Origin of the sequence: Variovorax beijingensis (assembly GCF_003951285.1) — a bacterium.
Classification (GTDB): domain Bacteria; phylum Pseudomonadota; class Gammaproteobacteria; order Burkholderiales; family Burkholderiaceae_C; genus Variovorax; species Variovorax beijingensis.
Genome location: NZ_RXFQ01000040.1, coordinates 1 through 14,288, shown reverse-complemented (window position 1 = coordinate 14,288; position 14,288 = coordinate 1). Strand labels below are relative to the sequence as shown.

Annotated in this window: 15 protein-coding genes; 13 read left to right on the top strand and 2 right to left on the bottom strand. The window is 67.1% G+C overall.

Translation table 11 applies throughout. The features are described from left to right. Positions 1-61 precede the first annotated feature (61 nt). Positions 62-1,036 (bottom strand): Bug family tripartite tricarboxylate transporter substrate binding protein, encoded by a 975-nt coding sequence (locus EJO66_RS31715; protein ID WP_125967185.1) that lies wholly within the window; start codon positions 1,034-1,036, stop codon positions 62-64. Positions 1,037-1,118: 82 nt separating this feature from the next. Then, on the bottom strand, positions 1,119-1,940 hold the full coding sequence (locus tag EJO66_RS31710) for a FadR/GntR family transcriptional regulator (protein WP_125967184.1): 822 nt from the start codon (positions 1,938-1,940) through the stop codon (positions 1,119-1,121). Positions 1,941-2,001: 61 nt separating this feature from the next. Here EJO66_RS31710 and EJO66_RS31705 point away from each other — a divergent pair, with 61 nt between their 5' ends. From EJO66_RS31705 to grpE, 13 genes are all read left to right on the top strand, one after another. Then, entirely contained in the window at positions 2,002-2,826 is an 825-nt protein-coding gene (locus tag EJO66_RS31705) for an NAD-dependent epimerase/dehydratase family protein (RefSeq protein ID WP_125967183.1), read from the top strand. 61 nt (positions 2,827-2,887) lie between these two features. Beyond that, a complete protein-coding gene (locus tag EJO66_RS31700) occupies positions 2,888-3,880 on the top strand; it encodes a TRAP transporter substrate-binding protein (RefSeq protein WP_125967182.1) in 993 nt (330 codons plus the stop codon). A gap of 43 nt (positions 3,881-3,923) precedes the next feature. Beyond that, entirely contained in the window at positions 3,924-4,451 is a 528-nt protein-coding gene (locus EJO66_RS31695; protein WP_125967181.1) for a TRAP transporter small permease, read from the top strand. Then, complete coding sequence (locus tag EJO66_RS31690) at positions 4,451-5,734, top strand: TRAP transporter large permease (RefSeq protein WP_125967180.1); 1,284 nt, start codon at positions 4,451-4,453, stop codon at positions 5,732-5,734. Before EJO66_RS31695 ends, EJO66_RS31690 begins: the two co-directional genes overlap by 1 nt. Positions 5,735-5,747: 13 nt before the next feature. Next, the gene (locus EJO66_RS31685) at positions 5,748-6,758 is read left to right on the top strand and encodes a lactonase family protein (protein ID WP_125967179.1); all 1,011 of its coding nucleotides are present in this window, start codon (positions 5,748-5,750) and stop codon (positions 6,756-6,758) included. Between the two features lie 13 nt (positions 6,759-6,771). Continuing rightward, the gene (garD, locus tag EJO66_RS31680) at positions 6,772-8,364 is read left to right on the top strand and encodes a galactarate dehydratase (protein WP_125967178.1); all 1,593 of its coding nucleotides are present in this window, start codon (positions 6,772-6,774) and stop codon (positions 8,362-8,364) included. 25 nt (positions 8,365-8,389) lie between these two features. Next, the gene (locus tag EJO66_RS31675; RefSeq protein ID WP_125967177.1) at positions 8,390-9,151 is read left to right on the top strand and encodes an SDR family NAD(P)-dependent oxidoreductase; all 762 of its coding nucleotides are present in this window, start codon (positions 8,390-8,392) and stop codon (positions 9,149-9,151) included. Positions 9,152-9,166: 15 nt separating this feature from the next. Continuing rightward, a complete protein-coding gene (locus EJO66_RS31670; protein WP_125967176.1) occupies positions 9,167-10,261 on the top strand; it encodes a lactonase family protein in 1,095 nt (364 codons plus the stop codon). Positions 10,262-10,301: 40 nt separating this feature from the next. Continuing rightward, positions 10,302-11,294: a Bug family tripartite tricarboxylate transporter substrate binding protein gene (locus EJO66_RS31665; RefSeq protein WP_124961470.1), complete on the top strand. Its 993-nt coding sequence runs from the start codon at positions 10,302-10,304 to the stop codon at positions 11,292-11,294. 144 nt (positions 11,295-11,438) lie between these two features. Then, the gene (asd, locus tag EJO66_RS31660; RefSeq protein ID WP_125967175.1) at positions 11,439-12,290 is read left to right on the top strand and encodes an archaetidylserine decarboxylase; all 852 of its coding nucleotides are present in this window, start codon (positions 11,439-11,441) and stop codon (positions 12,288-12,290) included. A 179-nt stretch (positions 12,291-12,469) separates the two neighbouring features. Continuing rightward, positions 12,470-12,925 (top strand): winged helix-turn-helix transcriptional regulator, encoded by a 456-nt coding sequence (locus EJO66_RS31655; protein WP_124961472.1) that lies wholly within the window; start codon positions 12,470-12,472, stop codon positions 12,923-12,925. Between the two features lie 98 nt (positions 12,926-13,023). After that, positions 13,024-13,374, top strand: coding sequence for an FKBP-type peptidyl-prolyl cis-trans isomerase (locus EJO66_RS31650; RefSeq protein ID WP_012746856.1), 351 nt, complete (start codon positions 13,024-13,026; stop codon positions 13,372-13,374). A gap of 227 nt (positions 13,375-13,601) precedes the next feature. Continuing rightward, positions 13,602-14,177 carry a nucleotide exchange factor GrpE gene (gene grpE / locus EJO66_RS31645; RefSeq protein WP_125967174.1) on the top strand — a complete coding sequence of 192 codons (576 nt, stop codon included), beginning with the start codon at positions 13,602-13,604 and terminating at the stop codon, positions 14,175-14,177. Positions 14,178-14,288: the final 111 nt, after the last annotated feature.

The window sequence follows — 14,288 nt, the reverse complement described above, 5'->3', positions numbered from 1 at the left end:
CGAGACACCAATAAGAGTAATAAAAAAGAGAATCCGTTCTTTTCGAGGACGGGGGAGAGCCTTAATCCAGCTTGATTCCGGCGTCGGCAACTACCTTGGCCCAGCGCGCGCGCTCCTTGCCGAAGAACTGCTCTTCCTCGGCCGGTGCCATGGTCACGACCTCGGCGCCCTGCCCCGCAAGGCGCGAGCGGATGTCGGCCGAGCGGATCACGGTGATCAGCTCCTTGTTGAGGCGCTGCACGATGGCGTCGGGCGTGCCCTTGGCCACCCGCACGCCCTGCCAGGTGCCCGACTCGAAGCCGGCCACGCCCTGCTCCGCGAGGGTGGGCACTTCGCCGATCAGCGGCATGCGCGTCGACTTCGACACGCCGAGCACCTTGAGCTTGCCGCTCTGCACGTGCGGCAACGTGGCGAGCATGCCGTTCATCAGGATCTGCGTCTGGCCCGCAACCGTGTCCTGCACCGCCTGCACGCCGCCCTTGTAGGGCACGTACTGCCAGCGCGCGCCGCTCGCGCGCTCGAGCGCCACGCCGGCCAGGTGCGGCGCGCTGCCGGTGGCGGTCACGGCAAAATTGATGTCCGACTTCTTCGACAGCGCGATCAGTTCCTTCAGATTGCTGGCCTGGACCGACGGATGCACCACCAGCAGGTGCGGCGAATAGGCCAGCATGGTCACGCCGCGCAGGTCCTTGGAAGGATCGAACGGCAGCTTCGTATAAACAGAGGGACTGATCGCGAGCGCGCCCACGTCGCACAGCAGCAGCGTGTAGCCATCGGGCCTGGACTTGGCAACGTAATCGGCGCCGAGGTTGCCGTTGGCGCCCGGCTTGTTCTCGACGATGACCGGCTGGCCGAGCGCTTCCGACAACTGCTGGCTGATGGAGCGGGCAATGATGTCGGACGAACCGCCCGGCGGGTACGGCACCACGATGCGCACGGGCTTGGACGGCCAGTTGTCGGCGGCATGCACGCCACCGGCCGCAAGCACCCCGCCGCCGAGGGCGCCAAGCATCAGATCACGTCGTTTCAAGCTCATTCTGAGTCTCCTGCTGGATTGTGTTGTCAGTCATCGTACAACTACCAATGACGCTTGTCCAGCGCCCGCCCGAAATTTCTTCTCAGGAAGCCGCTGGCGGCGTCTTGGCTGCGGCCTGCTGGGCCGCTTCCTGCGCCACGCGCAGCCGCTCGCGGCTGTTGGTCAGGTGGATGCGCATCGCCGCGCGGGCCGATTCGGGATCGCGGCGCGCGATGGCCGCGTAGATTTCTTCGTGCTCGCGGTTCACGCGGCTCAGGTACTCGCCGCGCCGGTCGTAGTTGCGGATGGCGGTGATGCGCGTGCGCGGGATGATCGTGGTGCCCAGGTGGCTCATGATGTCCGCGAAGTACGGGTTGCCGGTGGCCTGGGCGATCTGCAGGTGGAAGCGGAAATCGGGCGCCACGGTGTCCCCCGCCACCGCCACGTTGCGCTCGAAATCGTCGAGTGCCTGGCGCATCGCGAACAGCTGCTCCTCGGTGCGCCGCGTGGCGGCCAGCCCGGCGGATTCGGTTTCAAGGCTGATGCGCAGCTCGAGCACCGCCAGCACATCCACCGAGGTGGCGATGTCGGCGGAATCGAGCCGGAACATGCCGGCCGCGCGCGGCTGCAGCACGAAGGTGCCGACGCCATGGTGCGTTTCCACCAGCCCCGCGGCCTGCAGCTTGGACAGCGCCTCGCGCACCACGGTGCGGCTGACGCCGAAGGATTGCATGATGGCCGACTCGGTCGGCAGCTTGTCGCCCGGGCGCAGTTGCTGGCTGCGGATCTTCTCGCCCAGGTCCTCGACCAGCCCGTGGGCGAGCCCGCGCGCGCGTGGCCGCGGGCGCCCCACGAAGGGCGTGCCGGCGGCAACTTCTGTCGCCGCGCCGGAAATTGAGGGATTACCCGCAGTCGTCTGGACCATGGTCACGATAATAATCCCGCATTAGTTGTACGACAACAGATAACTTCTCAGGTCAGCAAAAATGTCGACGTCCCATCAAGCCTCCCACACCCAGCTCCACCGGATTCTGCTGACCGGCGCCGCCGGCGGACTGGGCAAGGTCCTGCGCGAACGCCTGCGCCCCTGTGCCCGGATATTGCGCCTGTCCGACATCGCCGCCCTCGCCCCTTCCGAGGGTGCGCACGAAGAGGTCGTACCCTGCGATCTTTCGGACAAGGCCGCGGTCCACGCACTGGTCGAGGGCTGCAGCGCCATCGTGCACCTGGGCGGCGTTTCGGTCGAGCGCCCTTTCGAGGAAATTCTCGAGGCCAACATCAAGGGCGTCTTCAACGTCTACGAAGCTGCGCGCCGCCACGGCGTGAAGCGCGTGGTGTTCGCCAGCTCCAACCATGTGATCGGCTTCTACAAGCAGACCGAGCACATCGACGCCCACGCCCAGCGCCGGCCCGACGGCTACTACGGCCTGTCGAAGTCCTTCGGCGAGGACATGGCGCAGTTCTATTTCGACCGCTGGGGCATCGAGACGGTGAGCATCCGCATCGGCTCGTCCTTCCCCGAGCCGCTCAACCGCCGGATGATGAGCACCTGGCTCAGCTACCGCGACCTGACCACGCTGATCGAGAAGTCGCTCTTCACGCCTGGCGTGAAGCACACGGTGGTCTACGGCATGTCCAACAACCGCGACGTCTGGTGGGACAACAGCGCCGCCGCCCACCTGGGCTTCGTGCCGCAGGACGGCTCCGAGGTGTTCCGCGACAAGGTCGAGGCGCAGCCGCCCGTGGCGCGGACCGATCCCAATGCCGTCTACCAGGGCGGCGCGTTCACGGCGCAGGGGCCCTTCGAGTGAGCAGCCCTCGCCTCCCCCGATCATTTCGTTCGACCCCACCCGCTTCCCCAGGAGACAAACCATGAAGCAGATCCAATCGTTGCGCACCGCCTTCTCCGCGATCGCGGTGGCTGCCAGCCTCACCGTTTCCGGCTTCGCCGCCGCCCAGAGCATGACGCTCAAGGCTGCCGACGTTCATCCGGCCGGCTACCCCAACGTCGTTGCCGTGGAGAACATGGGCAAGAAGCTCGAAGCCGCCACCAATGGCCGCATCAAGCTGCAGATGTTCCCCGGCTCGGTGCTCGGCGGAGAGAAGGAAATGATCGAGCAGACGCAGGTCGGCGCCATCAACATCCTGCGCACCTCGCTCGGCCCGATCGGCCCTGTGGTGCCGGAAGTGAACGTGTTCAACATGCCCTTCGTGTTCCGCGACGAGGCCCACATGCGCGCCGTGATCGACGGGCCGATCGGCCAGGAAATGCTCGACAAGATCACTGCATCGCCGGCCAGGCTGGTCGGCCTGGGCTGGATGGACGGCGGCTCGCGCAGCCTCTACACCAAGAAGCCGGTTCGCTCGCCCGCCGACCTCAAGGGCATGAAGATCCGCATGATGGGCAATCCGCTGTTCGTCGACACCATGAACGCCATGGGCGGCAACGGCATCTCGATGGGCTATGGCGAGGTCTTCACCGCGATCCAGACCGGCGTGGTCGACGGCGCCGAGAACAATCCGCCCACGCTCTACACCGCCCACCATTACCAGGCCGGCGCCAAGTACTACAGCCAGACCAACCACCTGATCATTCCGGAGATCTTCGTGATGTCGAAGCTCACCTGGGACAAGCTGTCCAAGGATGACCAGGCCCTGGTCAAGAAGTTCTCGCGCGAAGCGCAAATGGAACAGCGCGCGCTGTGGGACAAGAGCGTGGCCGACTACTCGGCCAAGCTCAAGGCCGAGGGCGTCGAGTTCATCAAGATCGACAACAAGCCCTTCTACGATGCGACCGCACCGGTGCGTGCCAAGTACGGCTCGCAGTTCGCCGACCTGATCAAGCGCATCGAAGCCACCAAGTAAGAGGACGCCCGGCCCCGCGGGCCGGGCCTGTCTGGAACCGAACATGGCCCCCTTCTTCATTCGCCTGTGCGATCGCCTCTACCTTGCCTGCATCTGGCTCGCGGGGACGGCGATCTTCCTGATGTCTCTCATCATTCCCTGGGGCGTGTTCACGCGCTATGTGCTGGGCACCGGCTCGCAGTGGCCTGAACCGATTGCGATTCTCCTGATGATGGTCTTCACCTTCATCGGCGCGGCGGCCGCGTATCGCGCGGGCGCCCATATCGCCGTCACGATGCTGACGGATCCGCTGCCCGCGGCCCTGCGCAGCGCCATGGCGGTGCTGGTGAACCTGCTCATGGTGCTGATCTGCGGCTTCGTCGCCTATTACGGCACTCGCCTGTGCATGGAGACCTGGAACCAGTCGATCAGCGAGCTGAGTTGGCTGCCGGTCGGCGTCACCTACGCGGCATTGCCGATCGGCGGTGCCGCCACGCTGGTGTTCGTGATCGAACGCATGATCTTCGGTTCACAAGCCGCGCGCGGCATCGTGCGCTACGAAGAATTGAACGACACTGAGAAAGCTGCCTGATGGATGCATTGGTTTTGTTGGGCAGCTTCGTGCTGCTCATGGCGATCGGGATGCCGATTGCCTATTGCCTGGGCCTGGCATCGTTGATCGGGGCGTTCTGGATCGACATCCCGCTCGACGCGGTCATGATCCAGCTCGCCTCCGGCGTCAACAAGTTCTCGCTGCTGGCCATCCCCTTCTTCGTGCTGGCGGGCGCGATCATGGCCGAGGGCGGCATGTCGCGCCGACTGGTCGCCTTTGCGGGCGTGCTGGTGGGCTTCATCCGCGGCGGCCTGTCGCTGGTGAACATCCTGGCCTCCACCTTCTTCGGCGCCATCTCGGGCTCTTCGGTGGCCGACACCGCATCGATCGGCTCGGTGCTGATCCCGGAGATGGAACGCAAGGGCTATCCGCGCTCCTTTGCCACGGCGGTTACCGTCAGCGGCTCGGTGCAGGCCATCCTGATTCCGCCGAGCCACAACGCGGTGCTCTATTCGCTGGCCGCCGGCGGCTCGATCTCCATTGCCAGCCTGTTCGTCGCGGGCATCGTGCCCGGCCTGCTCATGGGGCTCACGCTCGCGGCGCTGTGCCTGATCATCGCCAAGCGCGAGAACTATCCGAAGGGCGAAGTCATTCCGCTGCGCCAGGCGCTGAAGATCTGCGCGGACGCCATGTGGGGGCTGATGACCATGGTCATCATCCTGGGCGGCATCCTGTCGGGCGTGTTCACTGCCAACGAGTCGGCATCGATCGCGGTGGTCTGGGCCTTTTTCGTCACGATGTTCATCTACCGCGACTACCGCTGGCGCGACCTGCCCAAGCTGGTGCACCGCACGGTCAAGACGGTGACGATCGTGATGATCCTGATCGGCTTCGCGGCCTGCTTCGGCTACCTGATGACGCTGATGCAGATCCCGCTGAAGGTCACGGCCTTCCTCACAGGCCTGTCGGACAACAAGTACGTCATCCTCGCGCTCATCAACGTGCTGCTGATCATCCTGGGCACGCTGATGGACATGTCGCCGCTGATCCTGATCCTCACGCCGATCCTGCTGCCGGTGGTGAAGCTGCTGGGCATCGACCCGGTGCACTTCGGCATGATCATGATGGTCAACCTCGGCATCGGCCTGATCACGCCGCCGGTGGGTACGGTGCTCTTCGTGGGCAGTGCGGTGGCCAAGCTGCCGATCGGTGTCGTGACGCGGGCCTGCGCGCCCTTCTTCGCGGCGCTTTTCATGGTGCTGCTCGCAGTGACCTACGTGCCGGCGCTCTCGCTCTGGCTGCCGCGCCTGCTCGGCCTGTGAGAAAGACGCCCGCATGACGATGCTTGCCTATGTCTCCTGCGCCGGCAGTGGCGAGGTCGATGTGCTTGCCATCGACGAGCGCACCGGCGAGCTCGCGCTGCGCCAGCGGGTCGAGCTCGGCGGCATGCTGATGCCGATGTTCATCGCACGCGGCGGGCGCCATCTGCACGTGGCACGCCGCTCGGAGCCGCTGGCGGTGGTCACGCTGGCCATCGACGCCGGCACCGGCCTGCTCACGCGCACCGGCGAGGCGCCCCTGCCCCACAGCATGGCCTACCTGTCGACCGATGCGACAGGGCGCCATCTGTTCAGCGCCTCGTACGGCGGCCACCAGATCGCCGTCAGCCCGATCGGCGAAGACGGCCTGCCGCGTGCCGCGCGGCAGGTGCTGCCGACCGGCGACAACGCCCACTGCATCGTGCAGGCGCCAGGCAGCGGCCACGTCTATTCGACCTGCCTTGGCGGGGCTGCCGTGCTGCACTGGCGCTTCGACGCCGCCGCCGGGCTGCTCTCGCCCGCCGAACCGGCGCAGCTCGCGTTTGCCGCCGGCGTCGGTCCGCGGCACCTGGCCTTTCATCCGTCCGGCCGGCGCTGCTACCTGCTTGGCGAACTTGATGCGTCCATCACCCTGCTCGACATCGATGCGCGCACCGGCGGCCTGTCGCCGCGGCTCACGGTGTCGGCGCTCCCCGCGGGCTTTACCGAGGGTGCATGGGCATCGGACCTCCATCTCACACCCGACGCTCGCTTCCTGTATGCCAGCGAGCGGCGCTCGAACACCCTTGCTGCCTTTGCGGTCGATGCGGCCGATGGCGCCTTGGCGCTGATCGGCCATGTGCCCACCGAAACCCAGCCCCGCGGGTTCTCGATCACGCCGGACGGCCGCTTCCTGCTTGCGGCCGGGCAGCTGTCGCACCGCGTGACGAGCTATGCCATCGCCCCGGCCCGCGGCACCTTGACGCCGTGCCATTCCCTGGACGTCGGCCAAGACCCGAACTGGATCGAGTGCCGACCCGCCCCCTGACCTCCTGCCCGCCATGACATCGACCAACGCCGCCCGAGCGCCACTCACCATCAGCATGCATCCGCGCGACAACGTCGCCATCGTGGCCAACGACGGCGGCCTGCCCGCCGGCACCATGCTCGCCTCCGGCCTGGTGCTGGTCGACAAGGTGCCCCAGGCCCACAAGGTGGCGCTGGAAGACATTCCCGAAGGCGGCGTGGTGCGGCGCTACAACGTGCCGATCGGCTACGCGCTGAAGCCCATCCCGGCCGGCAGCTGGGTGCACGAGCGCCTGCTGCAGATGCCCGCCGCGCGCGAGCTCGAAGGCCTGCCGATCGCCACCGCCCGCCCGCCCGCGCAGCCGCCGCTCGAGGGCTACACCTTCGAGGGCTACCGCAACCTCGATGGCTCGGTGGGCACGCGCAACATCCTCGCCATCACGCAGACCGTGCAGTGCGTGGCGGGCGTGGTCGACTTCGCAGTGCAGCGCATCAAGGCCGAGCTGCTGCCCAAGTACCCCAATGTCGACGACGTGGTGGGCCTCTCGCACAGCTACGGCTGCGGCGTGGCCATCGATGCGCCCGACGCCATCATTCCGATCCGCACGCTGCGCAACATCAGCCTCAACCCGAACTTCGGCGGCGAGGTGATGGTCATCAGCCTGGGCTGCGAGAAGCTGCAGCCCGAGCGGCTGCTGCCGCCGGGCAGCATCGCGCTGGTGGACGAGCGCAACGTGGCCGACGTCGGCACCACGGCCGACCAGAAGCTCGACGTGGTGTGCCTGCAGGACGATGCGCACGTGGGCTTCATGTCGATGGTCGATTCGATCCTGCGGCAGGCCGAAGAGCATCTGGAGCGCCTCAATGCCCGCCGGCGCGAGACCGTGCCCGCGAGCGAGCTGGTGGTGGGCGTGCAGTGCGGCGGCAGCGATGCGTTCTCCGGCGTCACTGCGAATCCCGCGGTCGGCTTCTGCACCGACCTCTTGGTGCGCGCCGGCGCCACCGTGATGTTCTCGGAGGTGACCGAGGTGCGCGACGGCATCGACCAGCTCACCTCGCGCGCGACCACGCCCGAGGTGGCCGAGGCGATGATCCGCGAGATGGCCTGGTACGACGCCTACCTGGACCGCGGCCGCGTCGACCGCAGCGCCAACACCACGCCGGGCAACAAGAAGGGCGGGCTGTCGAACATCGTCGAAAAGGCGATGGGCTCGATCGTCAAGAGCGGCAGCGCGCCGATCTCGGGCGTGGTCGCCCCGGGCGAGAAGGCCAGGCAGAAAGGCCTGCTCTATGCCGCCACGCCGGCCAGCGACTTCATCTGCGGCACGCTGCAGCTGGCCGCCGGCATGAACCTGCACGTGTTCACCACCGGCCGCGGCACGCCCTACGGCCTGGCCGAGGTGCCGGTCATCAAGGTGGCCACGCGCAGCGACCTCGCGCGCCGCTGGCATGACCTGATGGACGTGAACGCAGGCCGCATCGCCGATGGCGACGCCACCATCGAGGACATCGGCTGGGAGCTGTTCCGCCTGATGCTCGACGTGGCCAGCGGCAGGAAGAAAACCTGGGCCGAACAGTGGAAGCTGCACAACGCGCTGGTGCTGTTCAACCCGGCCCCCGTGACCTGAACCACCGACCTCGAAAGGAACATCCATGGAAGACCTCAAGGGCAAGACCGCGCTCGTCACCGGCGCCAGCACCGGCATCGGTGCCGCCGTGGCCATTGCGTTCGCCGCGCGCGGCATGCGCGTGGCGGTGCACTACAACAGCTCGGCCGACGCCGCCAACCAGGTGGCCGACACCATCCGCAAGGCCGGCGGCGACGCTTTCACGCTGCAGGCCGACGTGCGCGACACCGCCGCGATCCGCGAATGCGTCAGGCAGACGGTGGCACGGTTCGGCCGCATCGACGTGCTGGTGAACAACGCCGGCAGCCTGGTCAAGCGCGTGCCCATCGCCGAGTTCGACGATGCGCTGTTCGACGAAGTGATGCACATCAACGCACGCTCGGTGCTTGCGTTTGCGCGCGAGGTGGTGCCGCTGATGCGCACCCACGGCGGCGGCAACATCATCAACGTGACTTCGGTCGCGGCGCGCACCGGCGGCGGGCCCGGCGCCTACCTGTATGCGGGCTCCAAGGGTTTCGTGAGCACCGCCACGCACGGGCTCGCCCGGGAACTCGTCGGCGACAAGATCCGCGTGAACGCCGTGGCACCGGGCGTCATCCAGACGCCGTTCCAGGACCGCTTCTCGACGCCCGCAATGCTCGAATCGTTCCGCACCGCCATCCCCATGGGCCGCATCGGCTCGCCCGACGAATGCGTGGGCGCCTTCCTCTACCTGGCTTCGGAGCAGCTCTCGGGCTACGTGACCGGCCAGGTGATCGAAGTGAACGGCGGGCAATACATGCCCTGACGGGGGAACGCCCTCATGAAAAGAGAAACGTTCCTTCGCATGCCCCGAGGGGCCCGCTTCGGCATCGCACTGCTGTGCGCCGCTGCAGGCCATGCCTCGGCCGCCACCTGGGTCTACGTGTCCAACGCCGACAGCCAGGAGATCTCGGTGCTCGAGCTGGACCGCGCCGAGGGCGTGCTCAAGCCGGTGCAGACGCTCAACGTCGGCGGTACGGTCATGCCGATGGCCGTGAGCCCCGACAGGCGCGTGCTCTACGCCGCGCTGCGCTCGCAGCCGTTCCGGGTGGCCAGCATGTCGATCGACGCGGCCACCGGCAAGCTGCAGAAGCTCGGCGAGGCACCGCTGGCCGACAGCATGGCCAACATCGGCCTCGACGCGAGCGGCAAGTGGCTCTTCGCGGCTTCCTACCAGGGCGGCAAGATCTCGGTCAACGCCATCGGCAAGGACGGCGCGGTGGGCCCGATCCAGCAGCTGGTCCAGACCGGGCCCAACGCGCATGCGGTCCACGCCGATGCGAGCAACCGCTTCGTGCTCGCCACCAGCCTGGGCGGCGACAACGTGTCGAGCTGGCGCTTCGATGCGGACAAAGGGCTGCTGTCGGCCAACGATCCGCCGCTGACCATGAGCACCGCCAAATCGGGGCCGCGCCACTTCGTCTGGGACAAGGCGCAGCGGCACGTCTACCTGCTGAACGAGCTCGACGCGAGCCTGCATGTGTACGCATGGGACGCGGCGCGCGGCACGCTCAAGCTGGAGCAGAGCGCCACCACGCTGCCGCCGGGCTTCACGGGCAAGCCCTGGGCGGCCGACCTGCACCTGACGCCCGACGGGCGCTACCTGTACGCCTCGGAGCGCACCTCGAGCACGCTCTCGGCGTTCAAGGTGGACGCGGCGAGCGGCCAGCTGCAGCCGCTGGGCCAGACCCCGACCGAGAAAACGCCGCGCGGCTTCGCGATCGATTCGAGCGGCCGCTATCTGGTTGCCGCCGGGCAGGAGTCGCACGGCATCTCGCTGTACCCCATCGATCCCGCAACCGGTGCGCTCGGCAAGCCTTCGCGCATCACCGTGGGCAAGAACCCGAACTGGATCGAAATCGTCGACGCACCGTGAGGTGGCGACCGCCATCAACATCATCAAAGGAGACTTCGCAATGCAACGCCGCACACTGATTCGCACCGCCCTCGCCTCTTCGCTCGCCGCAGGCCTGCCCGCGTTCGCGCAGGGCCCCGGCAACTGGCCCACGGGCAAGGCCATCACCTACCTCGTGCCCTTTCCCGCAGGCGGCACGACCGACGTGCTGGCCCGCCTGATCGGCCAGAAGCTCGGCACGGTGCTGGGCACGAGCGTGATCATCGACAACAAGGGCGGCGCCGGCGGCAGCGTGGGCTCGGAAATCGGCTCGCGCGCGGCGCCCGACGGCTTCACGATGGTGGGCGGCACGATCAGCTCGCACGCGATCAACGTGAGCCTGTACCCGAAGCTCGGCTACGACCCGCAGAAGTCGTTTGCCCCGGTGACGCTGATCGGCACCAACCCGCTGGTGCTGGTGGTGAACCAGGCCAGCCCCTACAAGACGCTGAAGGACGTGCTGGAAGCCAGCAAGACCAAGTCGGGCGGGCTCTCGTCGGCCTCGGCCGGCACGGGCACCTCGCAGCACCTGTCGCTCGAACTGCTGGCGTTCAAGTCGGGCGTGAAGTTCACGCACATTCCCTACAAGGGGAGCGGTCCGGCCATCCAGGACGTGATCGGCGGCCAGGTCGACATGATGTTCGACACCACGGTGGTGGCGGGCCCGCATGTGCAGAGCGGCAAGCTGCGCGCCATTGCCGTGACCTCGGCCAAGCGCCTGGCCTCGATGCCCGACGTGCCGACGGTTGCGGAGTCCGGCATTGCGGGCCTGCAGGACTTCGAGGTGCTGTCGTGGCAGGCGATCTTCGTGCCCGCGGGCACGCCGGCGCCCGTCGTCGACCGGCTGCACACCGAGATCCGCAAGATCCTCGCAACGCCCGAGATGCAGGAAAAGCTCAAGGGCTTCGGCATGGAGCCCGCCGACCTCAGCACGGCAAAGATCGCGGCCTTCCAGAAGGCCGAGGTCGAGAAGTGGGCGCAGGTGATCAAGGCCGCGGGCATCAAGGCGGACTGACGCCGGCCGGGACGCCCGCAAGGCGCGTCCCGGGCACGAGAAACGGCGCGCCGGATACAAGGGAAGCCTCCTACGTCCGGGCCGCCGGGCGCTTTATAGAATGCCCCTCCGATTCGCATTCCAGGCATTCCAGGCCTCCCACACGTGTCCGACCGCTCTGCCGTACTGCCCCAATACCTGTTCCCCAAGCAGGCCCTGACGAACTTCGCCGGCTGGGTCGCGGGCAAGGAACGCGGCGCCGTCACCACATGGATCATCCGGCGCTTCGTTGCCAAGTACGGCGTCGACATGGGCGAGGCGCTCGAATCCGACATCAACCACTACAAGAGCTTCAACCAGTTCTTCACGCGCGCGCTCAAGCCCGGCGTGCGGCCTCTTGCGCAGGCCGACCTCGTGTGCCCGGTGGACGGCGCGATCAGCCAGTTCGGCGCCATCGAGGGCGACCAGATCTTCCAGGCCAAGGGCCACAACTACAGCACCACCGCGCTGGTCGGCGGCGACGCGGTGCTCGCGGCACGCTTCGCGCACGGCAGCTTCGCCACGCTGTATCTGAGCCCGAAGGACTACCACCGCATCCACATGCCGTGCGACGGGCGCCTGGTGCGCATGATCCACGTGCCCGGCGACCTGTTCTCGGTCAACCCGGTCACGGCGCGCGGCGTGCCAGGGCTGTTCGCGCGCAACGAGCGCGTGGTGTGCGTCTTCGAATCGGCGCATGGCCCCTTCGTGCTGGTGCTGGTGGGTGCCACCATCGTCGGCAGCATGGCCACCGTGTGGCACGGTGTGGTCAATCCGCCGCGCGGTGGCGAACTGCGCGAATGGCACTACGCCGATCAGCAGATCGCGCTCGGGCAAGGCGAGGAGATGGGCCGCTTCCTGCTCGGCTCCACCGTCGTCATGCTGTTCCCGCCCCCCCCGCTGGCCTTCAACCCCGACTGGGCGCCCACCCGGCCGGTCCGGCTGGGCGAAGCCATGGCCAATTTCGCTAATTTGTGAAGCTTTGTCTCACGGCCCGCATGCAGCATGCACCCGTAGCTATAAAACTAGTAGCATCGTGATCCTTGCGCTATAGTCGCCGACGCAACGCGCGGTCCCTGATAGCGAGCCAACAAGAACGCGAGGCACCGGCCCTGCCCAGGACCGACGGCCCGCCCAGCCCCGAGGAGATGATGTCGATGAGTACCAAGGAAAACGCAGCCGTCAGCCAGCTGCTTGCACTTCTCGAGGCCCGCTACGCACTTCGCGTGCTCTGGGCGCTGCGCGACGGCCATGCCCAGACCTTCCGGCTGCTGCAGGACAGCGTCGGCAGCATCACCCCCAACACGCTCAACACCCGCATCAAGGAACTGCGCGAGGCCGGCCTCGTGAGCCACGGCGGTGACGGCTACAGCCTCACGGTGAGCGGGCAGGACCTCCTCAAGCGGCTCTCGGACCTGCAGGCCTTCGCGGGCAAGTGGCAGCTGGGCCAGGTCAAGAAGGCCGCGGCACCGGCGGCGCCCACGCCCGCAGCGCCTTCATCGTCTTCGCCTTCGGCGCCTCCTTCTTCCTCTTCCCCGGGCGCGCCGCCCCCTGCCCCGCCTGCAGCGCCGTCCCCGCCCTCCTCCGTCCCGCCTCTTGACACCGGCAATTGAGCAGGCCGTCCGGGCCGCTGCCGGGCGTCGGTAAACTCCGCGCCTTCGGTCCGTTTATCCATCCACCTTCCATCCCATTGACGCAAGGAGCGTTCAACATGCCTACCACCCCCTCCGGCCTGCAATACGAAGACACCACCGTGGGCGACGGCGCAGAAGCCAAGGCCGGCCAGCACGTGCATGTGCACTACACCGGCTGGCTCTACAACGACGGCGTGCAAGGCGCCAAGTTCGACTCGAGCCGCGACCGCAACGACCCGTTCGCGTTCTCGCTGGGCGCAGGCCAGGTCATCAAGGGCTGGGACGAAGGCGTTGCCGGCATGAAGATCGGCGGCAAGCGCACGCTGATCATTCCCGCTTCGCTGGGCTACGGCGCACGCGGCGCGGGCGGCGTGATCCCGCCGAACGCCACGCTGAAGTTCGACGTCGAGCTGCTCGACGCGCATTGAGGCTCTCACCCAGGCTGCGCGCACTTCGTGTCGCTACGCCCTCCCCCTGCCGGGGGGCAACACCAGCGGCCCGGCAAAGCCGGTTCCGCGGTGTTTCTGGAAGAAGTCCGGCGCGCTCCTTCCCGCTGCGGCCTTTCTGGCCGCATTTTTTCGCTTGAAATGCCCCTGACCAGCCCCAAGTGGCTGGCTATCGTTTGTTTTCCGGCCTCATGCCGGTTCTTTGAAAAATGTCTGACCCGCAACAATCCGCACAGAATTCTCAAATGCTGCAAGGCGAGCCAAGCCCCGAAGAACTGGAAGCCGCACAGGCTGCCAACGAAGCCGATGCGCAGGATGCGCTGGCCGCGGCCCAGGGCGAACTCGCTGCCCTGCAGGCCAAGAACGCCGAGCTGTCCGACCAGTACCTGCGCGCCCAGGCCGACGTGCAGAACGCCCGCCGCCGCGCCGACGACGAGATCACCAAGGCGCGCAAGTTCGCGGTCGAAGCCTTTGCCGAGAGCCTGCTGCCGGTGACCGACAGCCTCGAAGCCGGCCTGGCCATCAAGGACGCCACGTCCGAACAGATCCGCGAAGGCGCCGAAGCCACGCTGCGCCAGCTCAAGAGCGCGCTCGAACGCAACAAGGTGATCGAGGTGGCCCCCGCCCCCGGCGCCAGGTTCGACCCGCACCAGCACCAGGCCATCTCGGTGGTGCCCGCTCCCGAGCAGGAACCCAACACCGTGGTGAGCGTGCTCCAGAAGGGCTACACCATCAACGACCGCGTGCTGCGCCCCGCGCTGGTCACGGTCAGCGCCCCCAAGTAAACGGCGCTGCACACACGATTCCCACAGGAAATCCCCGCTTCATGCCTTGAATCGCGACGGGTTATCCACAAGTTCATAACAACATATTTTTCAGGCTTTCAGGAGTAAGAA